Source organism: Burkholderia sp. BCC1999 (assembly GCF_905339975.1).
GTDB lineage: Bacteria > Pseudomonadota > Gammaproteobacteria > Burkholderiales > Burkholderiaceae > Burkholderia.
Genome location: NZ_CAJPHP010000006.1, coordinates 151,189 through 175,508 on the forward strand (window position 1 = coordinate 151,189; position 24,320 = coordinate 175,508).

The following is a 24,320-nucleotide window of genomic DNA, read 5'->3' on the forward strand; positions in this document are numbered from 1 at the left end:
TTACAGCTTTTTTATTCCATGCAAGGAAATTGAACACCGCTTTGATACGCGGATTTCTACACTGTCGCATCCCATTCGCCAGATGAGCATGGGGACGTCACCGGGGTTTGTGCCGACAGGGCACGGCCCGCTACGCCGACGGTCGCGCGGCGTTGCCGCGCATACGAACAAAAGGGGAAAGCCATGTTGTGGATCACCGGCGCGCTATCGCTCGCGCTCTTTATCTATCTGTTTCATGCGTTGATCAAGCCCGAGCGGTATTGATCGGCGCGATTCAACAGGAATTCGAAAATATCGGTGAATGTCATGAGCGATCTTCTTTTCATTTTCTTCACGCTCGCGTTCTTTGCCTTGACGGCCGGTTTCATCACTGGCCTCGACCGGATCTGAGCGAGCGTCGACATGTTCAACAATCTCATTCAATTCGCGATCGTTCTCGCGATCATGCTGGCGCTGGTGCCCATCGTCGGGAAATGGCTTGCGCACGCCTTCACGAGCCCGCGCCATGCGTGGGTCGAACGCCGGACCTATGCGCTGCTCGGCGTGAACCCCGACGAAGCGATGTCGTGGCAGCGCTACGGCATGGTGCTGCTGCTCAGTAACGCCGGGATGATGCTGCTCGGCTACCTGCTGCTGCGTATCCAGGACGCGCTGCCGTTCGATGCGCTGCAGCGCGCGTCGCAAAGCCCCGACCTTGCGTTCAACACGGCCGCGTCGTTCATCACGAACACGAACTGGCAGGCGTACGCGGGCGAGAGCAGCCTGTCGAACTTCTCGCAGATGGCCGTCATCACGTTCCTGATGGTCGTCAGCGCCGCGACCGGCGTCGCGGCCGCGGGCGGCTTCATCCGCGGGCTGAGCCGCAAGAGCGCGGCCGACATCGGCAACTACTGGGTCGACTTCACGCGCGTGACCTATCGCGTGCTGCTGCCGCTCAGCTTCGTGATGGCGCTCGTGTACGTGTGGCAGGGCATGCCGCAGACGCTCGCCGCCGACGCGTGGGCGACCACGCTCGAAGGCGCACGCCAGCAGATCGTGATGGGGCCGGTTGCCAGCCTCGAATCGATCAAGCACATCGGCACGAACGGCGGCGGCTTCTTCAGCATGAATGCCGCGCATCCGTTCGAGAACCCGACACCGCTCACCAACACGCTGCACATGCTGTCGATGCTGCTGATCCCGTCCGCGCTGACCTATACGCTCGGCACGATGATCGGCCGGCGCCGCCAGGGCTGGGTGCTCCTCGGCGCGTTCGTCGTGATGTTCGTCGGCTTCCTCGCCGTGATCTATTCGGCCGAGCAGCACGGCAATCCGCTGTTGACCGGGCTCGGCGTCGACCAGCAGATGAGCGCCGCGCAGCCGGGCGGCAACATGGAAGGCAAGGAAATGCGCTTCGGCATCGCGCAGACGAGCCTGTTCGCCACCGTCACGACGGCTGCGACCACCGGTTCGGTCGATGCGATGCATGACTCGCTGACGCCGCTCGGCGGGCTCGTGCCGATCGCGCAGATGATGCTGAACAACGTGTTCGGCGGCGACGGCGTCGGGCTGATCAACCTGTTCACGTTCGCGATCCTCACGGTGTTCCTCGTCGGGATGATGATCGGCCGCACGCCGGAATTCCTCGGCAAGAAGATCGAGGCGCGCGAGATGAAGCTCGTCATGCTCGCGGTGCTCGCGCATCCGTTCAGCATCCTCGGCTTCACCGCGCTGGCCGCGATGCTGCACTCGACGATGGACAGCCTCGCGAACCTCGGCCCGCACGGCTTCAGCGAAGTGCTGTACGCGTACACGTCGGGCACGGCCAACAACGGCTCCGCGTTCGCGGGCCTGAACGCGAACACGCCGTTCTTCAACACGACGATCGGCTTCGCGATGCTGATCGGCCGCTACCTGACGCTGCTGCCGATGCTCGCGGTCGCGGGCAGCCTCGCCGCGAAGAAGGGCGTGCCGGAAAGCGCGGGCACGCTGTCGACGTCGACGGGCCTGTTCACCGGCCTGCTGGTTTTCGTGATCCTGGTGGTCGGCGGTCTCACGTTCCTGCCCGCGCTCGCGCTCGGCCCGGTCGTGGAGCACCTGCTGATGTCGGGCGGCCAACTGTTCTGAGGGAAACATCATGATGCAAGGCAATCGCCAGGCAGCGGCCGCCGCCGCGCCGGCACCCGGTTCTTCGTTCGGCGCGGCGACGCGCGGCCTCGTGCGGCCCGTGATCGCATCGTCGGTGCTGTTCATGCTCGTCACCGGCCTCGTATATCCGCTGCTCACCACGGGCGTCGCGAACGTGCTGTTCCCGGCGCAGGCGCGCGGCGGCCTCGTGCAGCGCAATGGCACGACGGTCGGCGCGGCGGTGATCGGGCAGCAATTCACGCGCGCCGGCTATTTCCACGGGCGCCCGAGTGCGACGACGGGCACCGATCCGGCCGATCCGTCGAAGACGGTCGACCAGCCGTACAACGCGGCCGGCAGCGGCGCCAGCAACCAGGGTGCGACCAGCAAGAAGCTGCTCGCCGACATCGCGCAGCGGGTGCGCGCGTACCGGCAGGACAACGCGCTCGCCGACGGCACGCCGGTGCCGGTGGACGCCGTTACCGCATCGGCGTCGGGGCTCGATCCAGAAATCTCGGTCGCGAACGCGCGGTTGCAGGCGGCACGCGTCGCCCGTGCACGCGGTGTCGATGCCGCACAGGTGGCAACGCTCGTCGATCGCATTGCCTCGCCGCGCCAACTCGGCGTGCTTGGCGAGCCGCGCGTGCGCGTGCTCGACCTGAACCTCGCGCTCGACCGCTCGTTCGGCCATGCGGCCGGCGTGAAGTAATGGCAGGAACCACGGAGTCACTCATGTCCCATATCGAAACCCCGATCAATCCGGCGGCGATGCCGGTCGGCGCCGTGCCGCCGATGCGCTGGACGGCCGTGCTGCGCGAGGCGTTCCGCAAGCTCGCGCCGCGGGTGCAGTTGAAGAATCCGGTGATGTTCGTCGTCTATCTCGGCAGCATCGTCACGACCGTGCTGTGGCTGCAGGCGCTGACCGGCACCGCCGACGCGCCGGCCGGCTTCATCTTCGCGGTCGCGTGCTGGCTGTGGTTCACCGTGCTGTTCGCGAACGCGGCCGAAGCGCTGGCCGAAGGGCGCGGCAAGGCGCAGGCCGATGCGTTGCGGGCGGCGCGCAAGCGCGTGTACGCGAAGGTGCTCGACGAGCCGAAGCAAGCTGGTAGCACCAGCCATCGCGTGCCGAGCGACGAACTCGCGGCCGGCAGCATCGTGCTCGTCGAGGCCGGCGACACGATTCCGGCCGACGGCGAAGTCATCGACGGCGTCGCGTCGGTCGACGAGTCGGCAATCACCGGCGAATCCGCGCCGGTGATCCGCGAGTCGGGCGGCGATTTCTCGTCGGTGACGGGCGGCACGCGCGTGCTGTCCGACTGGATCATCGTGAAGATCACCGCGCAACCAGGCGAAGCGTTTCTCGACCGGATGATTGCGATGGTCGAAGGCGCGAAGCGCGGCAAGACGCCGAACGAGGTGGCGCTGACGATCCTGCTCGTCGCGCTGACGATCATCTTCCTGCTCGTCTGCGTGACGCTGCTGCCGTTCTCGCAGTTCAGCGTGCTGCTGAACGCGTCGGGCTCGGCCGTCAGCCTGACCGTGCTGATCGCGCTGCTCGTGTGCCTGATCCCGACGACGATCGGCGCGCTGCTGTCGGCGATCGGCATCGCGGGGATGAGCCGCATGATGCGCGCGAACGTGCTCGCGACGTCGGGCCGCGCGATCGAGGCGGCCGGCGATGTCGACGTGCTGCTGCTCGACAAGACCGGCACGATCACGCTCGGCAACCGCGAGGCCGTGCAGTTCCGTCCGGCCCCCGGCGTGGACGAGCGCGCGCTGGCCGAGGCCGCGCAACTGTCGTCGCGCGCGGACGAAACGCCAGAAGGGCGCTCGATCGTCACGCTCGCGAAACAGCGTTTCGCGCTGGACGTGGCGGCGGCCGACGGCAGCATCACGGTGCCGTTCAGCGCACGCACGCGGATGAGCGGCCTCGACATCGGCGAGCGCAAGGTGCGCAAGGGCGCGGCGTCCGCGATCCGCGCGCATGTCGATGCGCTCGGCGGCGTGTTTCCCCAGGCGGTCGAAACGGCCGTCAACGACATCGCGCGGCGTGGCGGTACGCCGCTCGTCGTCGCCGATGGGTCGACGGTGCTCGGCGCGATCGAGCTGAAGGACATCGTCAAGCACGGGATCGCCGCGCGCTTCGCCGAGTTGCGCAAGGTTGGCGTGAAGACGGTGATGATCACCGGCGACAACCGGCTCACCGCGGCCGCGATCGCGGCGGAAGCCGGTGTCGACGACTACCTCGCCGAAGCGACGCCCGAAGACAAGCTGCGGCTGATCCGCGAGCACCAGGCGAAGGGTCATCTCGTCGCGATGACGGGCGACGGCACCAACGACGCGCCGGCGCTCGCGCAGGCCGACGTGGCCGTCGCGATGCACAGCGGCACGCAGGCGGCGAAGGAGGCGGCCAACATGGTCGACCTCGACAGCAACCCGACGAAGCTGATGCAGGTGGTCGAGGTCGGCAAGCAGATGATCATGACGCGCGGCGCGCTGACCACCTTCAGCGTCGCGAACGATCTCGCGAAGTATTTCGCGATCATCCCGGCCGCGTTCGTCGCGACGTATCCGGCGCTCGGTGCGCTGAACGTGATGGGGCTGCACAGCCCGACGTCGGCGATCCTGTCGGCGGTGATCTTCAACGCGCTGATCATCGTCGCGCTGATTCCGCTCGCGCTGAAGGGCGTGAAGTATCGCGCGGAGCCGGCCGAGAAGCTGCTGGGGCGCAACCTGCTGATCTACGGGGTGGGCGGGATCGTCGCACCGTTCATCGGCATCAAGCTGATCGACATGCTGTTGACGCCGTTTATCTGACCGAACGCGCCGTCGCGGCCCCGTTCACGCCTTCGCGGCGTGCGCGGGGCCGTTCGGCGTTTCAATTGCCGGAAGCGATCATGGATGTGAATGTGAACGTGAACGAAGCGAATCGGCGGACGAGGGTGCCGCCGGAACCCGCCGCGGGCGGCGAGCGCTGGCGCGGCATGCTGCGAGCCTGTGCGGCGATGGCCGACCGCATCGCGGGCGCCGGGCCCGATACGCGGCCCGCGCTGGCCGTGAGCGAAGCGCGCCCGCGCACGCACCTGTGGGTGTCGCGGTACGCGGTGCCGCTGCTGCTGGCCACGCTCGTCTGCGCGCTGGCGACGCTCGCGGCGAGCGCGCTGCTGCGCGTATTCGACCTGTCGAACGTCGTGATGCTGTTCCTGATGACCGTCGTGCTGATCGCGCTGCGGCTCGGCCGGCTGGCCGGCGCGTGGGCCGCGTTCGTCTGCGTCGGCTGCTTCGACTTCTTCTTCGTCGAGCCGAGGCTGTCGTTCGCGGTGTCCGATACGCAGTACGTGTTCACGTTCGCGCTGATGCTCGCCGTCGCGCTCGCGATCGGCCAGCTCGCGGCACGCCTGCGCGCGGAGGCGCGCGCCGCGCGTGCGAACGAGAAGCGCTCGGCCGCACTCGCGCGTGTCGCGCACGATCTGTCGGCCGCGATCGAGACCGACCAGATCGCATTGATCTGCACCGGGACGATCGCGCCGCTGCTCGGCGTGCGCGTCGCGCTCGTGCTGCCCGATGCGGACGATCACCTGATGCCGGCGCGGCACGCACGATTCGTCGACGTGCCGACTGCACGCTGGGTCTACGAGCATGCCCGCGCGGCCGGTTGCGGAATGCCGCCGTTCGAGCGCGCGGCCGCGCAGTACCTGCCGCTGAAGGCGCCGATGCGCGTGCGTGGCGTGCTCGTGCTGTTCGGCGATGCGCAGCCGGTGCCGACCGATCCCGACGATCGCCGCCTGATCGACGCGCTGTGCTCGTCGATCGCGATGGCGCTCGAACGCGTGCACTACGTCGGCGTCGCGCAGCACACGCTGGTCCGGATCGAAGGCGAACGGTTGCGCAATGCGCTGCTGGCCGCCGTGTCGCACGACCTGAAGACGCCGCTCACCGCGATCCGCGGGCTCGCCGAAACGCTGGAACGGCCCGAGCGGCTCGCGAGCGGGCAGCCGGCCGCGCTCGCGCACGGCATCCGCAACCAGGCCGAGGCGCTGCACGGGCTCGTCGTGAACCTGCTCGATCTCGCACGGATGCAAAGCGAAGGCGTGCGGCTCAACCGCGAGTGGCACATGCTCGACGAGATCGTCGGCAGCGCGCTCGCGCATTCTGCCGGCGTGCTGGCCGGCCGCGACGTGAGCGCCGACCTGCCGGCCGACCTGCCGCTGATCGACGTCGACGCACTGCTGATCGAGCGCGTGCTGATGAACCTGCTCGACAACGCCGCGAAATACGCGGGCGCGGAGGCGGCCGTGTCGGTCCGCGCGCGCGTGTTCGGCGAAACGCTGTACGTGTTCGTCGAGGACGACGGGCCCGGGTTCATCGCGCGCAACACCGAGCCGCTGTTCGAGCCGTTCGAGCGCGAACGCAAGGAATCGTCGATCAGCGGCGTCGGGCTCGGGCTCGCGCTGTGTCGCAGCATCGTCAACGCGCACGGCGGCTCGATCCGCGCGGTGCCGCTCGATCCGCACGGCGCGCGGTTCGAGATTCGTCTGCCACTGGGCGCGCCGCCCGACATCGAACACGAGAGCCGGACATGATCAGATCACGCGTACTCATCGTCGAGGACGAAGCGGATATCCGCCGCTTCGTGCGGATGGCGCTGGAACAGGAGGGGCTCGACACCTGCGAGGCGTCGACGGCCCGCGAGGCGCGGATGTATGCGTCGAGCAGCAAGCCCGATCTCGTGATCGTCGATCTCGGGCTGCCGGACGACGATGGCAAGACCTTCATCCGCGAGTTGCGCGAGTGGTCGACGGTGCCGGTGATCGTGCTGTCCGCGCGGCAGCAGGAGGTGGAGAAGGTCGCGGCGCTCGATGCGGGCGCCGACGATTACCTGCCCAAGCCGTTCGGCGTGCCCGAACTGCTCGCGCGGGCGCGGGCGCAGTTGCGGCGCGCGGCATTCGTGACGGCCGACGGGCAATCGTCGTCGATCGTGCGGTTCGGCGACGTGACCGTCGATCTCGGCCGGCACGAAGTGGCCCGCGGCGGCGAGCCCGTCCATCTGACGCGCCTCGAATTCCGGCTGCTCGCCGCGCTGATCCGCGCGCGCGGCGGCGTGGTCGCCGCGCGGCAGTTGCTGGCCGAGGTGTGGGGCATTCATGACGCCGATCGCGCGCACTACGTACGCGTGTACATGACGAACCTGCGGCAGAAGCTCGAACCGGTGCCCGCGCGGCCGAGGCATCTGGTGACGGAGTTGCAGTTCGGCTACCGGCTGGTCGGTCTGGAAACGGTCGGCTTGCCGCGGGAAGTATAGACAGGCGCCACACCCCATCCGGCTGCCGCCTTACGCCGCGAGAAAGCCGGAATTCAGCATCATGTAATCGATAATTAATTGAAAATTAAGGAAAATCGCAGCTCACGGCAAGAATCCACCGACAATTAGAGATAAACACGGATTGCTGGCCCTATCCGGGAAAAGGCAAAGTTGTATGTACAACTTGGGGTGTCGCCGAAAAAGAGCGATTCCCGGGTTGGAAGGGTTCACGGCGGGCAATCCGACCGGAACCCGGCCCAGTTCGCCTCTGACAGGAACGCCATGAAGAAACTCGCGCTCAGTATTGCCCTTGCCTGCATCGCGGTCGGTGCCCACGCCAAGGATTGGTCGACGATCCGGTTCGGCGTCGACGCCAGCTACCCGCCGTTCGAATCGAAGGACGCAAGCGGCAAGGTCGTCGGCTTCGACGTCGATCTCGGCAACGAGATCTGCGCCCGCCTGAAGGCGAAATGCGTGTGGATCGAGAACGACTTCGACGGGATGATCCCGGCGCTGAAGGCGAAGAAGTTCGACGGCGTGCTGTCGTCGATGTCGATGACGCCGGCGCGCGCCGAGCAGATCGCGTTCTCCGACAAGCTGTTCAACACGCCGACGCGCCTCGTTGCGAAGAAGGGCGCGAACCTGCAGCCGACGGCCGAATCGCTGAAGGGCAAGTCGGTGGGCGTCGAGCAGGGCACCATCCAGGAAACCTACGCGAAGGCCTACTGGGCGCCGAAGGGCGTGCAGGTCGTGCCTTACCAGAACCAGGACGGCGTGTACCAGGACCTGATGTCCGGCCGCCTCGACGCGGCGCTGCAGGACGCGGTGCAGGCCGATATCGGCTTCCTGAAGACGCCGCGCGGCGCGAACTTCGAATTCGCCGGCAAGGACATCGACGATCCGAAGACGCTCGGCAACGGCGCGGGCATCGGCCTGCGCAAGGACGATGGCGACCTGAAGGCGAAGATCGATCACGCGATCGCCGACATCATCAAGGACGGCACGTACAAGAAGCTCGAGAAGAAGTACTTCGCGTTCGACGTCTACGGCGGCTGACCCTCCATGCGGCGCGCACCGGCTGGGCGCGCGCCGCGTCTGTCGTGGGTGCAACCCGCTTCGCGTGATGCGTCCGACTTGATGAGCAGCCTGCATCAGGTAGTGCGCAGATATCGTTTGATGCGCGGCTAATGGCTATTGACAATCCAGCCACCTCGTTCTGGATCCCTCATATGATCTTCCAAGGATTTGGCCCGCTGCTGTGGGCCGGCACGGTCGAGACCGTGAAGCTCGCGGTGCTGTCGCTCGCCGCGTCGCTCATTCTGGGCCTCGTCGGTGCGAGCGCGAAGCTGTCGACGAACCGCGTGCTCAAGTCGATCGGCACCTTCTACACGACGCTGATCCGCGCGGTGCCGGATCTCGTGCTGATGCTGCTGCTGTTCTACGGGATCCAGATCCTGCTGAACAACTTCACCGACATGCTCGGCTGGGACCAGATCGACATCGACCCGTTCGTGGCCGGCGTCATCACGCTCGGCTTCATCTACGGCGCGTACTTCACCGAGACGTTCCGCGGTGCGTTCCTCTCGGTGCCGCGCGGCCAGCTCGAAGCGGGCTTCGCGTACGGGATGAGCGGCTGGCGCGTGTTCCGCCGCATCCTGTTCCCGCAGATGATGCGCTTCGCGCTGCCGGGCATCGGCAACAACTGGCAGGTGCTCGTCAAGGCGACTGCGCTGGTGTCGATCATCGGCCTGGCCGACGTCGTCAAGGCGTCGCAGGACGCCGGCAAGAGCACGCTCGATTTCTTCTTCTTCACGCTGGCTGCAGGCGCGATCTACCTCGCGATCACGACGGTATCCAACCTCGTGCTGCATCACCTCGAGAAGCGTTATTCCGTCGGTGTCCGGAGGCTCGCACTGTGATCGAACTCGTCAGCCAGTACTGGCAAAGCTATCTCTATACCGACGGCTACCGCTTCAGCGGCCTCGCGATCACGCTGTGGCTGCTGGTCGTGTCGATCGCGCTCGGTTTCGCGCTCGCCGTGCCGCTCGCGATCGCGCGTGCGTCGTCGAACCGCTGGATCTCGGGCCCCGTGTGGCTCTATACGTACGTGTTCCGCGGCACGCCGCTCTACGTGCAGCTGCTGATGTGCTACACGGGCATCTACAGCCTGCAGGTCGTGCACAACCACGTGCTGCTCGACACGTTCTTCCGCAACGCGATGAACTGCACGTTGCTCGCGTTCGTGCTGAACGAATGCGCGTATGCCACGGAGATCTTCGCGGGCGCGATCAAGGCGACGTCGGCCGGCGAGATCGAGGCCGGCATGGCCTACGGGATGTCGCGCTACAAGCTCTATACGCGCATCATCCTGCCTTCCGCGCTGCGCCGCTCGCTGCCGAGCTACAGCAACGAAGTGATCCTGATGCTGCACGCGACGACGCTAGCGTTCACCGCGACCGTGCCCGACATCCTGAAGGTCACGCGCGACGTCAATTCGGCGACGTACATGTCGTTCCAGGCCTACGGCATTGCCGCCGTGCTGTACGCCGTCGTCGTGTTCACGCTCATCTGGGCGTTCCGCAAGCTCGAGACGCGCTGGCTCGCGTACCTCTCGCCGCGCGGCCATTAACGCATTCGCAAGATTCGCAAGGAAGGACCCAGCATGTACAAGCTTACCGTTGACAACCTGCACAAGAAGTTCGGCGACAACGAGGTGTTGAAGGGCGTGTCGATGAAGGCGAAGGCCGGCGACGTGATCAGCATCATCGGCTCGAGCGGCTCAGGCAAGAGCACGTTCCTGCGCTGCATCAACTTCCTCGAGCAGCCGTGCTCGGGGCAGATCACGATCGGCAGCGAGCCGATCCAGACCACGCGCGACCGCAACGGCTCGCTGCGCGTGGCCGACCAGAAGCAGCTGCAGCGGATGCGCACGAAGCTGTCGATGGTGTTCCAGCACTTCAACCTGTGGGCGCACATGACGGTGCTCGAGAACGTGATCGAGGCGCCGATGGCCGTGCTCGGGATCGGCAAGGATGAAGCGATCGCACGGGCGCGCAAGTATCTGGAGAAGGTCGGCCTCGCGCCGCGCGTCGAAGGCATGTATCCGTCGCATCTGTCGGGCGGCCAGCAGCAGCGTGTGGCGATCGCACGCGCGCTCGCGATGGAGCCCGAAGTGATGTTGTTCGACGAGCCGACGTCGGCGCTCGATCCGGAACTGGTGGGCGAAGTGCTGAAGGTGATGCAGAAGCTCGCCGAGGAAGGCCGCACGATGGTCGTCGTCACGCACGAGATGGGCTTCGCGCGCAACGTGTCGAATCACGTGATCTTCCTGCATCAGGGGAAGATCGAGGAGGAAGGGAATCCGCAGGAGATTCTCGTGAATCCGAAGAGCGAACGGCTCGGGCAGTTCCTGTCGGGGCGGTTGAAGTAAGCACGCGGGTGGTGGTGCAGGGTGGAACGCTAAATGCTTGTCACGCGTGATCCTTTCGATGAAGGAGCACGACGATGAGCACACCGACCACCACCGCCTTTTCCCACGTCCGGCCGCAGGACACCGCATATCGCGGCGAAGGCCTGCGCGACTTCTTCCTGTATCGCGATCTCGGTATCGCGGCCGCGACGAACGGCAAGGTCGTCGCGCAACTCGTCAGGGCAAATCATGCACCGGTGGCGGGCACCGGCTGGCACCGTCACGAGGCCGAGTTCCATATCGTGATCATGCTGAAGGGCTGGGCGCGCTTCATGTACGGCGAACAGGAGACGCTGGTGGCCGCCGGCGACTGCGTGCATCAGGCGCCGGGAATCGTCCACTACCTGTTCGACTACTCGCCGGACATGGAGTACCTGGAGATCGTCGGGCCCGCCGATTTCAAGTCGATCGACGTCGACGGGCCGTGCGCGGTGCCGCCGCCGACACCATGGGGCGACGCGGGCGCGTAGCCTTCGCGCGCCTGCATACGCTTTCGACAAACCGCCTTCGGGCGGTTTTTTGTTGATTCATCGACACCCGCGACCTGCTTCCTTCGCTTCAACGTGTTCCTTCGAATGCCGAAGGATCGGGAAGCTGAAGATCCGGAAAGAAAAGAAAGATATTCGTCAGCTTCGACCGCCGATTGGCGATGCGATGTCAAAGATCGTCAATTGCACGCATGCCCGGTGCACGGCCTGTCGACGACCGGCGTTAAGGAGGTACCAGCCGGATCACCGGCTGACCTATCCGGGAGAGTTCCACCATGAACCGCATCGCGAAGATCCTGACGGCAACTGCACTGGCTTGCGCCGTGCTCGTACCGGCACTGGCCGAAGCGCATTCGCACCGCGTGTGCCATTTCGATCATCACCACCATCGCGTGTGCCGCTGGGTGCGGTAACCGTGGGTTTTCCCGGGGACGCCCCGGACGCTTTCATCATTCAGGCAAATCAGGAGAGGACTATGAAAAAGACGATGTTGATCGCCGCGCTGGTCGCCGGCATGGGTGTGTCGATCGGTGCGTTCGCGCAGGTTCCGGCCAGCGCGCCGGCCGGCACGACCGGTCTGTGCAAGGACGGCTCGTTCTACTCGGGCGCGTCGAAGAAGGGCGCATGTGCAGGCCACAAGGGCGTGAAGACGTGGTACGGCGCATCGGCCGCCGCCGCGGCGAGCGCACCGGCCGCGGCACCGGCCATGGCGGCTTCCGCTGCGCCGGCATCGGGCGCCGCTCCCGCGAAGAGCGCCGCCGCGACGACGGCAGCCGCGCCGGGCGGCGGTGCAGGCAAGGTGTGGGCGAACGACAGCACGAAGGTCTATCACTGCTCGACCGACAAGTACTACGGCAAGACGAAGCACGGCAGCTACATGTCGGAAGCCGACGCGAAGGCGAAGGGCTACCACGCGTCGCACGGCAAGGCCTGCTCGTAACGCGCAGGGCCGGCGCGCGAGTGCATGCGCTCGCGCGTCATCCGAATGCTGCAACACCTGAATCGCCCCGCCTGTCCGGCGGGGCGATTCATTTGTGTCGTCACCCGCGTTCAGTACGCGTGATTGGATCGTATTTCCGTCGTCGCATCGCTCCCGGTTGTGCGCGCATCGAGCAGGGCACGCAGTGTGACGTAGTGGGTGCCGCTCGTGTCGCCGTCCGCGGCCGCGGTGCGATCGTACGGCTCGTTGTCATGGATCGTCGCCCGCACGATCGGGTAGATCTGCGTTTCCCACCGGCTGCCGTTGAACACGCCGTAGTGCCCCGCACCCGTCTGTACATGGTGCGTCTTCAGATACGGCGGTAACCCCGAACACAGTTCCTGCGCGGCCACCGTCTGGCCCACCGCGCAGATATCGTCTTTTTCGCCTTCGATCGTCAACAGCGCGGTGCGATGAATCGCCGCCGGTTCGACGAGCCTGTCGCCGACCGTCAGCTCGCCGCGCGCGAGCGCGTATTGCTGGAACACCTTCTCGACCGTTTCCAGGTAGAACTCCGCGGTGAGGTCGGCCGTCGCGAAATATTCGTCGTAGAAGTGCCGTAGCGTGTCCGCTTTCGCGGGGTCGCCTTTCGCGCGCTCGTAATACAGATCGGCGAACGACGCCGCATGCCGGTCCGGGTTCATCGACATGAACGCGCCGACCTGCACGAAGCCCGGATACACGCACCGCTGCGCGCCGACGAAGCCCGCCGGCACGACGCTGATCAGGTTGCGCGCGAACCATTCGATCGGCTGGCTCGTCGCGAGCGCGTTGACCTTCGTCGGATTCACGCGGCAATCGATCGGGCCGGCCATCAGCGTCAGGCTCGCGGGCTGCGCCGGATCGCCGCCGGCCGCCATCAGCGCCACTGCCGCGAGTGCGGCGACGGTCGGCTGGCAGATCGCGAGCACGTGCGCGTCCGGGCCGATCTGGCGGATGAAGTCGATCACGTGTTCGACGTATTCGTCGAAGCCGAAGCGCCCGGCCGTCAGCGGAATGTCGCGCGGGTTGTGCCAGTCGGTGATGTACACGTCGTGATCGGCCAGCATCGTGTGCACCGTGCCGCGCAGCAGCGTCGCGAAGTGCCCGGACATCGGCGCGACGATCAGCACGCGCGGCTGGCGCGCGACCGGCCGCGCCTTGCGGAAATGCAGCAGCGTCGCGAACGGCGTGACGGCCGCCGCTTCCTCGACGATCGGCACCGTGTCGCCGTCGACCACGATCGATTCGATCCCGAATGGCGGGCGCCGATGCGAGAACGCGCAGCATTCGAGCAGTTCGCACAGCGCGTCGAGCATGCGGCCGGTCGGCGTCGACGTCGCGGGTGGCCACAGCGACATCGTCGCGCGCGTGGCGGCCGCCCATGCACGCGCCGGGCGCAGGCATTCGGCAGACCATTGATAAAACGGATAGGCAAGCAGGTTCATGACCGTCGCTCGTTGCGCCGCGTTGTAGGGAACGAGGCAAGCCGTGTGCCAGCGTGCGGCTGGCACGCGCGTTGCACGCGGTTCGGGAACGCGGCGGCGCAGGCGGCACGTGACGACGGGTGGGCGAAGGCGATGCGCTGCCGCGCCGGTCTCGCGTGTGATGCGTGCCGCGCCACAGTGCGGTGCTGCGCCAGTTCGGCGAATGGGCCGCACAGGCGTGGTGCGGATAACGGCGTGATGCGTCCGTTTTCGGTGCAGGGGCACGAACGGCAACCAGCAGGGGAGCGACATGGAATCCACCGGACAGACGACGCTGACCATCAGCAGCCGCAATTACTCGTCGTGGTCGATGCGCGGCTGGCTGCTCGCGAAGCTGAGCGGGCTTGCGTTCGAGACGGTCAGCGTGCCGATCGATGCCACGTCGCGCGCGGAATTGCTGCTGCTGTCGCCGTCGATCCTCGTGCCGTGCCTGACGCACGACGGCAGCACGGTGTGGGACACGCTCGCGATCGCCGAATACCTGAACGAGATCCGGCCCGAGGCGCGGCTGCTGCCCGACGACCGGCATGCGCGCGCGCATTGCCGGTCGATCTGCGGCGAGATGCATTCCGGTTTCAGCGCATTGCGATCCGCGCTGCCGATGAACCTGCGCGCGCATTTCCCCGGCTTCCGGATCTGGTCGCGCGCGCAGCACGACATCCAGCGGATCGTCACGATCTGGCGCGAGTGCCTGGCCGCTTACGGCGGGCCCTGGTTGTTCGGTGCGGAGATCGGCATTGCCGATGCGATGTACGCGCCGGTCGTCACGCGCTTCCTGACTTACGACGTGAAGCTCGAACCGGACGTCGCCGAATACTGCATGCGCGTGCTTGCGCATCCGTTCGTCGCGGAGTGGATCGAAGCGGCGAAAGCCGAGCATGAAGACATCGACGAACTCGACATGGAGTTCTGACGCACGCGATCGCCGCACACTTTCAATTTCACTACATGCGCAAGGGGCGAAACGAACGTTCGATGCGCTCGCGCAACTCGCAAACGTTTTACCTTGATTTCGGTTCGAAACGAGGATGAATTCCCTAAAGGATGTTGAGCCCGCTGACGTAAACGAGTCACGGGGATGACTCGTGATCGCACGCTTTCGACGTGCGACGCGCAGTCCGCAATAACCAGCGCAGCAGGGGAATCGACTTGAATCGTCAGCAATCGTGGACGCGTACGGCGGCGCCCGGGGAAATCATTTATTCCGAGGGCTTCGCCGGCGAGCCCGTCATCTTTCTGATTACCGACGGCAAGGTCGAGCTGTCCACGCGATGCGACGACAAGCGCGTCATCGTCGCGACGCTCGGCCGCGGCGAGTTCTTCGGCGAATCGGCGTTGCTCGCGGCTGAGCCACGTGCGCATACCGCGAAGGCGCTGTCGTTCTGTCAGCTCACTGTCGTGCCGGCCGGCATGCTCGATGACGAAATCGAGCGCGTGTCCGCGCTGCTGCGCCATATCGTGCGGACGATGATCCGCCGCGTGAAGCGCAAGGACGACCAGCTTGCCACCTATACACATGCGGACTTCATGCCGGGCGTGCTGTCGTATGCGCACCTGCTGGCGCTGATGGCGAACGCCGATGCACGCGAAGCGAGCGACTCGTGGGCGCGCCGGCCGATGCAGGCCCATGCGGCCGAAACCTCGGTGCCGCTCGCCGAAGTGATCCGCAAATGCCGCGCGATTGCCGGCCACTCGCGCCCGCACGTGCTCGCGATGCTGCGACGCATGGAGAAGCTCAATCTCGTCTCGATCGAAGCCGCGCAGGCCGATGCCGCGGGTGGCTCAATCGACTACGCGGCTTCGTCGGATGCGCGCCAGGTCGTCACGTTCGACGCCGCACGCGTGATCGATCGCGCGCAGCAGGTAGCCGATCACGATCTCGACCTGTCGATCAACAGCGAACTCGAACTCATCGAGCTGGCCGATCTGGAATCGCTGATCGGCGTCGACAAGACGCTGCTGCTCAACAAGCTGTCGAACGGCGAGATCGCCGACGAAGTCTTCGCGTTCCGCAAATCGAAGGTGCTCAGTTACGTCGAGCAGAAGGGCGTGGCGTACTTCTCGCGACGCAACGCGCGTCGCGGCGGCGAGGTGCGCGCGCTGGAGGATCTCGTGTGGGTCGACCAGCGCACGCTGTTCGACGTGATCAGCGCGTTCGATACGTACGATCTCGCGAAGCTGATCGCGAACCTCGACGATCGCGCGGTGGCCGACAAGCTGTTTTCCGTGATGACCGAGGCGCGGCGCAACGAGGTGTCGTGGGTGATGCGCCGCGAGATCAAGCTCGATCCGATCGAGGTCGAGGAGATCGAGCAGCGCGTGCTCGATGCCGTGCGCGCGGCAAAGGCGCCTGCGGCGGGCGTGGCGCCGGTGGCGTCGACGTCGTCGTCGGATGCGTGAAACGGAGAGGCATATGGATCTGTTGACCCTGGCCGGTGTGGTGCTCGGCGGCGCGGCGATCGTGTTCGGTTTCGCGCTCGAAGGCGGACATTTCTCGATGCTGTTCCAGTTCGAGGCGCTCGTGATCGTGCTCGGCGGCACGCTCGGCGCGGTGATGATCCAGAACACGTGGGCGCGTTTCTTCGACGCGGTGAAGCAGTTGCGGCTCGCGTTCGTCCGGGCGCGCGAGGTCGATCGCAAGAACCTGTCCGACCTGCTCGAATGGGGCGATCGCGCGAAAGTCGACGGGCTGCTCGCGTTCGAATCGATGGACGTGAGCGGGATTCATCCGTTCGCGCGCCGCGGGCTCGAACTGCTGGCGAACGGCGTGTCGACCGCCGTGCTCGAGGATGCGTTGCAGCGCGAACTCGACGCGTACGAGCGCAGCCGGCTGGCGGCCGTGCGCGTGTGGCAGCAGGCCGGCGGCTACGCGCCGACGTTCGGCATTCTCGGTTCGGTGCTCGGGCTCGTGCAGGTGACGAGCCATATTCTCGAACCCGCACAGCTCGGGCCGGGCATCGCGGTGGCATTCGTCGCGACGCTGTACGGCCTCGCGTTTGCGAACCTCGTGTTCCTGCCGCTGTATGGGAAGCTGCGCGCGCAGATCGATAGTGAGATGCGGTTCCGCAAGCTGTATCTCGACGGCCTGCTCGCGATTTCGCGCAAGGAATCGCCGCATACGATCGAAACGCGCCTGACCGGCGATGTGCGCGGGCGTGCAGCCGAATCGCTTGCTTGATGGGCGTGTGCTTGTTCAGGCGCCAGCGCCGTATGACGAACCGGGATTCTCGACCGCATGACAGCTCGAACTGACGGCGCATCCGCTGCCGATCGCGACGATGACGAACTCGAAGGCGCGCAGTCCGGGCGCTGGCTGATTTCGTACGCGGATCTCATCACGACGCTGATGGTGCTGTTTCTCGCGCTGTATGTGCTGCAGCTCGCGAAATACAACGCGCTCGATGCGCGATACCAGACGCTTGCGCGGCAGGCTGGTGGTGCGAGTGCTGCCGATGCCGCCACGCCCGACCATGCGCCGCCGTGGCTTGCACTGCTCGATTCGTTGAAGTCGAACGGACGGATTTCGCTGGTGAAGGCGCCGCACGGCGTCGAGATTGGCATCGACGCGAAGATCCTGTTCAATGTCGGCGATGCACGCTTGCTGCTGGATTCGTCGCCGGTGCTGAACCAGATTGCGCAGGCGCTGAGCGATCATGCGACCGGCGACATCCTCGTCGAAGGCCACACGGACAGCGTGCCGATCGCGAACGCTAAATACGAATCGAACTGGGAGCTGTCGTCGGCGCGTGCGGGGAGTGTCGTGCGCTATCTGACCGAGCGCGGTGTGGCGCCGCATCGCCTGGCGGCGATCGGGCGGGCAGATACGCAGCCGCTTGTGGCGGGTGATGATGCGGCTTCAAGAGCGAGGAATCGGCGGGTGACGATTTTCGTTGCTTACTGACTGGCGTTGTATTTCTGTTGTTCCAGCAGATATAGGTGGCCGTATATGCCCGCCTGTCACCAACATAACGAATTTCGCATGATTGGTATCTGAAATCAGCGATGCGGTTCCGCGCGTGCATGCCGATAACCCAAACTGGCTCAGACCGAGCGGTTATCGAGGGTTCCCCATGCATTTCTGGCGCAAGCTTTCCATTCAGAACAAGCTGATTCTCAGCATGACGAGTTGCCTGCTCGTGTTCGTCGCGATTTCGAGCGGGCTCAGCGTCCGCCTGATCGGCAACGCGGTGCGCGATCGCGTCGTCCGCGAAGAACTGCCGACCGCCGTGAACGGCATCCGCGCCGACGTGCAGCGCCAGATGGCCGGGCCGATCGCCGCATCGCGGATTCTCGCGCGCGATGCGTTCCTGCTGCAATGGGAAGCCGACGGCGAACCCGATGCCGGCACGCGCAACTGGATCCAGTTGGCGAAGAACGTGAAGGACGAGCAGAAGGCCGCGTCCGTGCAGTGGGTGTCGGTGAAGAGCGGCAACTACTACAACGAAGCCGGCCTGCAGCGGAAAGTCACCGACAAGGATCAGTGGCTGACGAGTTTCCTGTCGTCCGGCAAGGCGTTCGACGTGAACATGGACCGCGAGGTGACCGTCGGCGGCTACATGATGTTCATCAACAGCCGCGTGGAACTCGACGGCGTGCCGATCGGCGCGGCGAGCATGAGCCTGTCCGTGGATGCGCTCGCGAAGGGTATTTCGGCGTACCGGATCGGCCAGACCGGGTTCGCGTATCTCGTGCGTCCCGACGGCGCGTTCATGATGCATCGCGATACGTCGCTGATCGACGGCAAGCATTTCCTGAAGGATCAGCCGGGGTTGCCGGGCGATGCGTCGTCTACGCTGCTCGCAGGTAAGCCGTACGCGTACCTGAGCTACGAAGGCGACGGCGGCGCGCGCTTTATCGCGACGTCGTTCATTCCGGAGCTGAATGCTTATGTTGTCGTCGAAGTGCCGCAGGCTGAATTGCTCGGGCCGGTGACGCGTGCTATTCGCAGCGCGGCGCTGGTTGCGGCGGTGGTGGGCCTTGGGGTCGCGCTGCTCGTGATTTGGTTTGTGGGGCGCGCGATTGCTGCGCCGATCCGCCGCGCGGCGACGCTGCTGTCGGAGATCGCCAGCGGCCAGGGTGATTTGACGCGCCGGATGACGGTCGAGAGCCAGGACGAGATCGGGCAGTTGTCGGATGCGTTCAACCGGTTCGTGTCGTCGCTGTCGACGCTGGTTCACCGGATTCGCGCGGCTTCGGCGTCGATTGCTACGGGTTCGGCGCAGATTGCGTCGGGGAATGCGGATCTGAGCGAGCGGACCGAAGGGCAGTCGAGCAACCTGGAGCGGACGGCTTCGTCGATGGAAGAGATCACGGCCGTGGTGCGCAATAACACCGAAACGGCGACGACGGCCGCGAAGATGATTAATGGCGCGTCGGATACCGCGGCGCGCGGCGGGCAGGTGGTGGGCGAGGTCGTGACGACGATGGAGCAGATCAGCGACGCGTCGCAGCGAATCTCCGAGATCATCGTGATGATCGACAGTATTTCGTTTCAGACGAATATTCTGGCGCTGAATGCTGCGGTGGAGGCGGCGCGGGCGGGGGAGCAGGGGCGGGGGTTTGCTGTTGTTGCTTCGGAAGTGCGGAATCTGGCGCAGCGTAGTGCGCAGGCGGCGAAGGAGATCAAGGCGTTGATTGAGCACAGCGCAGGGACGGTGAATACCGGGTCGCGGCTGGTGAGTGAGGCGGGGAAGGTGATGAGTGATGTTGTCTCGCAGGTGCAGGGTGTGAGCGCGATGATGAGCGAGATTGCCGAGGCGAGCCTGGAGCAGAGTGCCGGGATCGATCAGATTGGGGATGCAGTGCAGTCGCTGGATCAGATGACGCAGCAGAATGCGGCTTTGGTCGAGGAAAGCGCAGCGGCGGCGGCGAGTTTGAAGCAACAGGCGGCGGAATTGACCAAGCTGGTGTCGGCTTTTAAGGTGGATGAGTAAGGGGTGATTTGCGGTCTGGGGTTGGGCGGTTCTGAGGGACGGCTGCCGTGGGTTCATGGCAGCCGTTTTTGCATGTTGACGCGGGATTTGGCGGAAATGATAGAAATGAAACGCAATTCCAGAATGAAGGGTTGGGGCGGAGACGGCGGTGCTTGTCACCGTCATTGCTGCGGTGGCGGCGGAGGTTGTCGGGGCTCCGACAAATTCTTATCTGGCTTATCGGGAGAAGGTTGCTGCCGAGGTTGGCGCGGCCAGGATGAAAGATCAGACGGAGCTGAACAAGAAATATGCTGCTGAGGTGAATGCGAGGCTGGTTAAACTCGTCGGGACGGTCAAGGTGAAAGGGTTTTCTGCGACGGCGGGGAGTAACGTGCAAGGCGTTGTTCCCGGTGACGTGGAGGTGAGTCTGCTTGTTGCGACGGTTCCGCTTTTGAAGGTTTGGGCGAAGAGGGCGGATGTGGGGCTCAAGTCGACCGATGATGTTGCCGTTATCTTTGTTAACGAGACTTTTTATACGGATGTGTTCGATGATGATGCTGCGACGTGTCGGTTTGCAGAGTTGCTGGTGAAGCGGAAGCCGGCTGATGCGGTGGTGAAGGCGTTGCTGCTCTGGGATGCCGGAGGCGCCGAATACGTTGGCCGTTTCCGTCAAGTAAGGGGGGAGGGTTTATGCCCTCTGGCTGGAGGTGAAGGTGCTGGGGAATGCCGCTTGTGGGGTGAGTGATTGACGAGAGGCGGCGGGATTGTTTTGCCGGTACAGATGGCCTATCCGCAGATCGTTGTCGAGACTCAAGCAATAATGGATGACGATGTTCTTCAATAGGGTATTATCGTCCGGGCGTAGTATCGTTAGACAATTCCGGAATCACCGCTGACAATCGGCGGCTGAAAGTCAGATCGGCGTAGATGCTGATCGTTTTTTTCGCCACCAGTTGCTTCAAATTCTTTTTGCCTCGCGCTCTTCAGCCATGGACATTACTTGTGAGTCGCCTGATCAGCCCGGCGTGACCGCACTCATCATCGATCTGGATGCCTACCAAGACACCCTGTACCCGCCGGAGAGTCGGCACGCGCTGGATCTGCATCGTTGAAGCGATCCAATGTGCTGTCTGCTGTTGCTCGGGACAGTGAGGGTGTGGCAATCGGGTGTAGTGCGATTGTCCTCTATCCTGAATTCGGCGAATTGAGGCGCATGTACGTCAGCCCACGAGGTCGGGGCAGGGTGTCGCCAGGAGACTTATTTCTACACTCGAGTCGCGTGTAATCGACATGGGTCGCTCGGCGCTGAAGCTTGAACCCGGCCCCTACCAACATGCGGCACTTGCGTTGTATACGTCTGCTGACTTTCGACGTCCGGGACCGTTCGGCGATTACGCGGACGACCCGTTGAATGTATTCATGCAGAAAAATACATTGCGGACTAAGACGCTGGCTCGCGGGACATGGGATGCGCGCACGGGTCTTTCGGTATCAACGTCCCATGTCAACCTACTGCTCTTCATCAGGAACGGTGGTTCGTTGGAGGTGGCAAGAGGCTGGCATAGCGAATAGGCGGGTCAGCAATAGTCCATCGACACGGGTGCGCAGATTCTGGACTGCAGCGCTGAAGCGGGCAAGAAGAGCCGCCAGAAGTGATGGTTTTTGTAGATATCTGATGCCTGCAAGTGTTTGGTTCAGATGCTGGGAACCCTTCGGGTAGAATTCGTTGGTCTGGAGTAGGCAAACAAAATCAATAAACCAGCGCCTCAGGTAGGCTGACAGTCAGCCGCCGGTACGGCCGGGAGATCCTAAATGAACGATCAAGAAAAAACCCTCAAAATTCACTTTTTCTATTGCGTGGTCATGCTGAGCATCGCAATTATTGTGATCGCAACTGACCGTTGGACAGCACAAAAAGACTTCACGACTTATCTAAGCAACGCTGCAACGATGACGTCGTTGATGCTTGGCCTGGTGGCGATTTTCTATTCATTCATCGCGAATGATGGGCTGTCGAAGAGTCTTGGAAATATATCGACCGTGGCTGATGAGGTTGGAAAAAGCCGCGATCAGATATCGCAATTTGTGACACATACAACTACGGCAACTGAAGCAGCTGAGCGGAATGCTGAAGCAGTCGAGCGTGTGACGCGGGAAGTTGCCACTTCGATTTCAGGTTTACATGTCACTCTTGAGTCGATTCGCAACCAAAGTCAAAGCTTGCAGGCCACGCTTGGAGCAATTCCTACGCGATTGGATCAGCTTGAAATGAATGTAGTCGACGCAGCGAAAGCTGCGTCAAAAGAGAAGGTTGGAAAAGATGAGCTTAATCGGAAATTAACTGGTGCGCATGAACTGTCCGATGCTGTGGTTGATAGATTTCTTGCGCGCTCTCCATTTATATATAATTTGCTAACATATGCACTGGTGCAGGCGAATCGATCGAGAAAAGATGTTTCAATCAAGGATGTTGGGTTAATAATTGATTACGATGTCGCGACAGCTAATTGGGCATTCGTGACGTGTATGTCGGCGGTGGGATTGGTTGGGATTGATTTCACATCTGAGTATCCGATTTGTCGGGTAAGTGAGGTTCACAAAAGACTTATCGATAATACGCGATCGTATATTGAATCTTACGTTGGTCGGGCAAAATCTATGAGTGACAATGATAAGGAAAAGGCGAGAAGCCAAATTCAGCGTATCGATGAACTCTTCGTCTAGTTGGGTCGCCGCGTTTAATCGCGTGGTGGAATTAATGTCGGATTTTCAGAAAGAAAGTCGGTCGGCCAGCTCTGATTCGGACCTATGGGTATCGGATTGGTCAAGTGCTCCGCATGTTTGCAGAGGGAGTTCTTGCTCAATCAGAAATTGGTCATCCAGTCAAAAGGTGAGGCACTTATTCCGGCGAGCGCACTAGGCTACGTTAATATTTTCCCGATCACGTTAACCTACTCGGCGTTCGAGGCGACTGACACATTTGGCCTTTAATGGTTGATTCTGGGAGGGGACGCTTCCCAAGCGTGGCTGGCCGTACCTGCCGTGGATGAAGGCGATCGATATCAATTTCAAGATCTTCGGCTTCAAGCCGGGCGATCGCGTGTACCTCAACGTCAACGACGTCACCCGGACGATCACGATCACGCCGGACTACAGCCAGTTGGCGCTGCGAGAGCAGCCGTACCACGTCCTGATTGGGAACCGTCGCCGCTATAACACCTGCAAGGGCCGCTTGATGCGGCTCTAGCGAGTGGAATGCGAGCGTTTCCGGGCCTGTCAGGAATTTCGTGTTTAAGGCATAACATGCTCTCAAGGAGAGTGTATGCCTCGCAAACCGCAAGCCTAGCCGGCGGCTCTGCCGGCGATTCCGGCCGAGCTGCTTGAGCAGTTCGGCAACGGTCCGATGACCGCTGAAGCCATCAATGCCGCGACACTGGCACTCAAGAAGGCGCTGATCGAACGGGCGTTGGGCGGCGAGATGAGCCATCATCTCGGCTACCCTGCCGGTGCAGCCAAGCCGACCAATGCCACGAATCAGCGCAACGGCAAAGGTGCCAAGACGGTCCTGACCGAAGACGGTCCGATTCGCATCGAGGTGCCTCGCGACCGCGACGGCAGCTTCGAACCCATCCTGATTCCCAAGCACGAACGGCGCTTTACTGGCTTCGACGACAAGATCGTCGCCATGTATGCCCGGGGCATGACCGTGCGCGAGATTCAAGGTTTCCTGCTGGAGCAATACGGCACCGAGGTTTCGCCGGACTTCATCAGCTCCGTGACCGATGAAGTCATGGCCGAGGTGACGGCCTGGCAGGCCCGACCGCTTGAGCCGATGTATCCGGTGGTGTTCTTCGACGCGCTGCGGGTCAAGATTCGCGAAGACGCCGTCGTGCGCAACAAGGCGGTGTATCTGGCGCTGGGCGTGCTACCCGACGGCACCCGGGAGATCCTGGGTCTGTGGATCGAGAACACCGAGGGCGCCAAGTTCTGGATGAGGGTGTTCAACGATCTGAAGACGCGCGGCGTTCACGACATCCTGATCGCCGTGACCGACGGTCTGAAGGGCATGCCCGAGGCCCTGGCGGCAGTATTTCCGGCGACGACGCTGCAAACCTGCATCGTCCACCTGATCCGCAATAGCCTCGATTACGCCAGTTGGAAAGACCGCCGCGGGTTGGCTGCGGCGATCAAACCGATCTACGCAGCCCCCAGTGCAGAAGCCGCTCAGGCTGAACTCGATGCATTTGCAGCGGGTCTCTGGGGCCAGAAATTCCCGACCGTCAGTGGCGCGTGGCGCAACGCCTGGGATCGCGTCATCCCGTTCTTCGCGTTTCCTCCGGGCGTGCGCAAGATCATCTACACGACGAACGCGATTGAAAATATCAACTCGCAACTGCGCAAGATCATCAAGACCCGTGGCCACTTCCCGACCGACGAGGCAGCCACCAAACTCATCTGGCTGGCCCTGCGCAACATCACGGCGAATTGGGGCAGTGCCGCTCATGACTGGAAGACGGCCATGAACCAGTTCGCTATCCTTTACGCAGATCGATTCGTTCGACCTTCCGTGTAGTTACTCAACCCGCCTTGAACACGGA

The 24,320-nt window shown here is 63.6% G+C and carries 24 protein-coding genes; 22 read left to right on the plus strand and 2 right to left on the minus strand.

Annotated elements, in window-relative coordinates:
• The first annotated feature begins 183 nt into the window (after nucleotides 1-183).
• Nucleotides 184-264: a K(+)-transporting ATPase subunit F gene (gene kdpF, locus U5809_RS34665; protein ID WP_063623159.1), complete on the plus strand. Its 81-nt coding sequence runs from the start codon at nucleotides 184-186 to the stop codon at nucleotides 262-264.
• Here kdpF and U5809_RS10515 read toward each other — a convergent pair.
• Entirely contained in the window at nucleotides 234-404 is a 171-nt protein-coding gene (locus U5809_RS10515) for a hypothetical protein (RefSeq protein WP_322086451.1), read from the minus strand. The genes kdpF and U5809_RS10515 overlap by 31 nt on opposite strands.
• On the opposite strand from U5809_RS10515, the gene kdpA reads away from it, so the two are divergent.
• The 12 genes from kdpA (at nucleotide 403) to U5809_RS10575 (ending at nucleotide 12,305) form a co-directional block, all read left to right on the plus strand.
• Entirely contained in the window at nucleotides 403-2,106 is a 1,704-nt protein-coding gene (kdpA, locus tag U5809_RS10520) for a potassium-transporting ATPase subunit KdpA (protein WP_322086452.1), read from the plus strand. The genes U5809_RS10515 and kdpA overlap by 2 nt on opposite strands.
• Before the next feature lie 10 nt (nucleotides 2,107-2,116).
• Nucleotides 2,117-2,815 (plus strand): potassium-transporting ATPase subunit KdpC, encoded by a 699-nt coding sequence (gene kdpC / locus U5809_RS10525; protein ID WP_322086453.1) that lies wholly within the window; start codon nucleotides 2,117-2,119, stop codon nucleotides 2,813-2,815.
• Between the two features lie 59 nt (nucleotides 2,816-2,874).
• Nucleotides 2,875-4,923 carry a potassium-transporting ATPase subunit KdpB gene (gene kdpB / locus U5809_RS10530; protein ID WP_322086571.1) on the plus strand — a complete coding sequence of 683 codons (2,049 nt, stop codon included), beginning with the start codon at nucleotides 2,875-2,877 and terminating at the stop codon, nucleotides 4,921-4,923.
• Between the two features lie 80 nt (nucleotides 4,924-5,003).
• Complete coding sequence (locus U5809_RS10535; protein WP_322086454.1) at nucleotides 5,004-6,689, plus strand: DUF4118 domain-containing protein; 1,686 nt, start codon at nucleotides 5,004-5,006, stop codon at nucleotides 6,687-6,689.
• Nucleotides 6,686-7,408 (plus strand): response regulator, encoded by a 723-nt coding sequence (locus U5809_RS10540; RefSeq protein ID WP_322086455.1) that lies wholly within the window; start codon nucleotides 6,686-6,688, stop codon nucleotides 7,406-7,408. The genes U5809_RS10535 and U5809_RS10540 overlap by 4 nt, the downstream gene beginning before the upstream one ends.
• Before the next feature lie 282 nt (nucleotides 7,409-7,690).
• Nucleotides 7,691-8,464, plus strand: a complete 774-nt coding sequence (locus U5809_RS10545; protein ID WP_176046121.1) for an ABC transporter substrate-binding protein — start codon at nucleotides 7,691-7,693, stop codon at nucleotides 8,462-8,464.
• Nucleotides 8,465-8,637: 173 nt separating this feature from the next.
• A complete protein-coding gene (locus U5809_RS10550; protein WP_014900182.1) occupies nucleotides 8,638-9,327 on the plus strand; it encodes an ABC transporter permease in 690 nt (229 codons plus the stop codon).
• On the plus strand, nucleotides 9,324-10,037 hold the full coding sequence (locus U5809_RS10555; RefSeq protein ID WP_282511303.1) for an ABC transporter permease: 714 nt from the start codon (nucleotides 9,324-9,326) through the stop codon (nucleotides 10,035-10,037). Before U5809_RS10550 ends, U5809_RS10555 begins: the two co-directional genes overlap by 4 nt.
• A gap of 33 nt (nucleotides 10,038-10,070) precedes the next feature.
• Nucleotides 10,071-10,838 (plus strand): ABC transporter ATP-binding protein, encoded by a 768-nt coding sequence (locus tag U5809_RS10560; protein ID WP_042973307.1) that lies wholly within the window; start codon nucleotides 10,071-10,073, stop codon nucleotides 10,836-10,838.
• Nucleotides 10,839-10,912: 74 nt separating this feature from the next.
• Nucleotides 10,913-11,347 carry a cupin domain-containing protein gene (locus U5809_RS10565; protein WP_322086456.1) on the plus strand — a complete coding sequence of 145 codons (435 nt, stop codon included), beginning with the start codon at nucleotides 10,913-10,915 and terminating at the stop codon, nucleotides 11,345-11,347.
• A 293-nt stretch (nucleotides 11,348-11,640) separates the two neighbouring features.
• Entirely contained in the window at nucleotides 11,641-11,778 is a 138-nt protein-coding gene (locus U5809_RS10570; RefSeq protein WP_006488624.1) for an HHHH-motif protein, read from the plus strand.
• A gap of 62 nt (nucleotides 11,779-11,840) precedes the next feature.
• Nucleotides 11,841-12,305, plus strand: a complete 465-nt coding sequence (locus U5809_RS10575) for a hypothetical protein (protein WP_282511296.1) — start codon at nucleotides 11,841-11,843, stop codon at nucleotides 12,303-12,305.
• A gap of 110 nt (nucleotides 12,306-12,415) precedes the next feature.
• Here U5809_RS10575 and U5809_RS10580 read toward each other — a convergent pair whose 3' ends face one another.
• Nucleotides 12,416-13,771 carry a polyhydroxyalkanoate depolymerase gene (locus U5809_RS10580; RefSeq protein WP_322086457.1) on the minus strand — a complete coding sequence of 452 codons (1,356 nt, stop codon included), beginning with the start codon at nucleotides 13,769-13,771 and terminating at the stop codon, nucleotides 12,416-12,418.
• A 289-nt stretch (nucleotides 13,772-14,060) separates the two neighbouring features.
• Here U5809_RS10580 and U5809_RS10585 point away from each other — a divergent pair, with 289 nt between their 5' ends.
• From U5809_RS10585 to U5809_RS10625, 9 genes are all read left to right on the plus strand, one after another.
• Entirely contained in the window at nucleotides 14,061-14,723 is a 663-nt protein-coding gene (locus U5809_RS10585; protein ID WP_322086458.1) for a glutathione S-transferase family protein, read from the plus strand.
• 236 nt (nucleotides 14,724-14,959) lie between these two features.
• Complete coding sequence (locus U5809_RS10590; RefSeq protein WP_322086459.1) at nucleotides 14,960-16,210, plus strand: Crp/Fnr family transcriptional regulator; 1,251 nt, start codon at nucleotides 14,960-14,962, stop codon at nucleotides 16,208-16,210.
• A gap of 13 nt (nucleotides 16,211-16,223) precedes the next feature.
• A complete protein-coding gene (locus tag U5809_RS10595) occupies nucleotides 16,224-16,988 on the plus strand; it encodes a flagellar motor protein (RefSeq protein ID WP_059237425.1) in 765 nt (254 codons plus the stop codon).
• A gap of 57 nt (nucleotides 16,989-17,045) precedes the next feature.
• Nucleotides 17,046-17,711 (plus strand): flagellar motor protein MotB, encoded by a 666-nt coding sequence (locus U5809_RS10600; RefSeq protein WP_322086460.1) that lies wholly within the window; start codon nucleotides 17,046-17,048, stop codon nucleotides 17,709-17,711.
• Between the two features lie 169 nt (nucleotides 17,712-17,880).
• Nucleotides 17,881-19,743: a methyl-accepting chemotaxis protein gene (locus U5809_RS10605; protein ID WP_322086461.1), complete on the plus strand. Its 1,863-nt coding sequence runs from the start codon at nucleotides 17,881-17,883 to the stop codon at nucleotides 19,741-19,743.
• Nucleotides 19,744-19,891: 148 nt separating this feature from the next.
• Nucleotides 19,892-20,467 carry a hypothetical protein gene (locus U5809_RS10610; protein WP_322086462.1) on the plus strand — a complete coding sequence of 192 codons (576 nt, stop codon included), beginning with the start codon at nucleotides 19,892-19,894 and terminating at the stop codon, nucleotides 20,465-20,467.
• 1,067 nt (nucleotides 20,468-21,534) lie between these two features.
• Nucleotides 21,535-22,446 (plus strand): hypothetical protein, encoded by a 912-nt coding sequence (locus tag U5809_RS10615; RefSeq protein WP_322086463.1) that lies wholly within the window; start codon nucleotides 21,535-21,537, stop codon nucleotides 22,444-22,446.
• 322 nt (nucleotides 22,447-22,768) lie between these two features.
• On the plus strand, nucleotides 22,769-22,969 hold the full coding sequence (locus tag U5809_RS10620) for a hypothetical protein (RefSeq protein WP_322086464.1): 201 nt from the start codon (nucleotides 22,769-22,771) through the stop codon (nucleotides 22,967-22,969).
• 108 nt (nucleotides 22,970-23,077) lie between these two features.
• Nucleotides 23,078-24,295: an IS256 family transposase gene (locus U5809_RS10625; RefSeq protein WP_322086572.1), complete on the plus strand. Its 1,218-nt coding sequence runs from the start codon at nucleotides 23,078-23,080 to the stop codon at nucleotides 24,293-24,295.
• The last annotated feature ends 25 nt before the right edge of the window (nucleotides 24,296-24,320 follow it).

Bases quoted from the DNA above. Each gene is read 5' to 3' on its own strand.
- U5809_RS10565 (WP_322086456.1), top strand. From the start codon at position 10,913: ATGAGCACACCGACCACCACCGCCTTTTCCCACGTCCGGCCGCAGGAC.
- U5809_RS10550 (WP_014900182.1), top strand. From the start codon at position 8,638: ATGATCTTCCAAGGATTTGGCCCGCTGCTGTGGGCCGGCACGGTCGAG.
- U5809_RS10585 (WP_322086458.1), top strand. From the start codon at position 14,061: ATGGAATCCACCGGACAGACGACGCTGACCATCAGCAGCCGCAATTAC.
- U5809_RS10540 (WP_322086455.1), top strand. From the start codon at position 6,686: ATGATCAGATCACGCGTACTCATCGTCGAGGACGAAGCGGATATCCGC.
- U5809_RS10605 (WP_322086461.1), top strand. From the start codon at position 17,881: ATGCATTTCTGGCGCAAGCTTTCCATTCAGAACAAGCTGATTCTCAGC.
- U5809_RS10515 (WP_322086451.1), bottom strand. From the start codon at position 404: ATGTCGACGCTCGCTCAGATCCGGTCGAGGCCAGTGATGAAACCGGCC.
- kdpA (WP_322086452.1), top strand. From the start codon at position 403: ATGTTCAACAATCTCATTCAATTCGCGATCGTTCTCGCGATCATGCTG.
- U5809_RS10560 (WP_042973307.1), top strand. From the start codon at position 10,071: ATGTACAAGCTTACCGTTGACAACCTGCACAAGAAGTTCGGCGACAAC.
- U5809_RS10570 (WP_006488624.1), top strand. From the start codon at position 11,641: ATGAACCGCATCGCGAAGATCCTGACGGCAACTGCACTGGCTTGCGCC.
- U5809_RS10575 (WP_282511296.1), top strand. From the start codon at position 11,841: ATGAAAAAGACGATGTTGATCGCCGCGCTGGTCGCCGGCATGGGTGTG.
- U5809_RS10595 (WP_059237425.1), top strand. From the start codon at position 16,224: ATGGATCTGTTGACCCTGGCCGGTGTGGTGCTCGGCGGCGCGGCGATC.
- U5809_RS10580 (WP_322086457.1), bottom strand. From the start codon at position 13,771: ATGAACCTGCTTGCCTATCCGTTTTATCAATGGTCTGCCGAATGCCTG.
- kdpB (WP_322086571.1), top strand. From the start codon at position 2,875: ATGCCGGTCGGCGCCGTGCCGCCGATGCGCTGGACGGCCGTGCTGCGC.
- U5809_RS10600 (WP_322086460.1), top strand. From the start codon at position 17,046: ATGACAGCTCGAACTGACGGCGCATCCGCTGCCGATCGCGACGATGAC.
- U5809_RS10545 (WP_176046121.1), top strand. From the start codon at position 7,691: ATGAAGAAACTCGCGCTCAGTATTGCCCTTGCCTGCATCGCGGTCGGT.
- U5809_RS10620 (WP_322086464.1), top strand. From the start codon at position 22,769: ATGAAGGCGATCGATATCAATTTCAAGATCTTCGGCTTCAAGCCGGGC.
- U5809_RS10535 (WP_322086454.1), top strand. From the start codon at position 5,004: ATGGATGTGAATGTGAACGTGAACGAAGCGAATCGGCGGACGAGGGTG.
- U5809_RS10615 (WP_322086463.1), top strand. From the start codon at position 21,535: ATGAACGATCAAGAAAAAACCCTCAAAATTCACTTTTTCTATTGCGTG.
- kdpC (WP_322086453.1), top strand. From the start codon at position 2,117: ATGATGCAAGGCAATCGCCAGGCAGCGGCCGCCGCCGCGCCGGCACCC.
- kdpF (WP_063623159.1), top strand. From the start codon at position 184: ATGTTGTGGATCACCGGCGCGCTATCGCTCGCGCTCTTTATCTATCTG.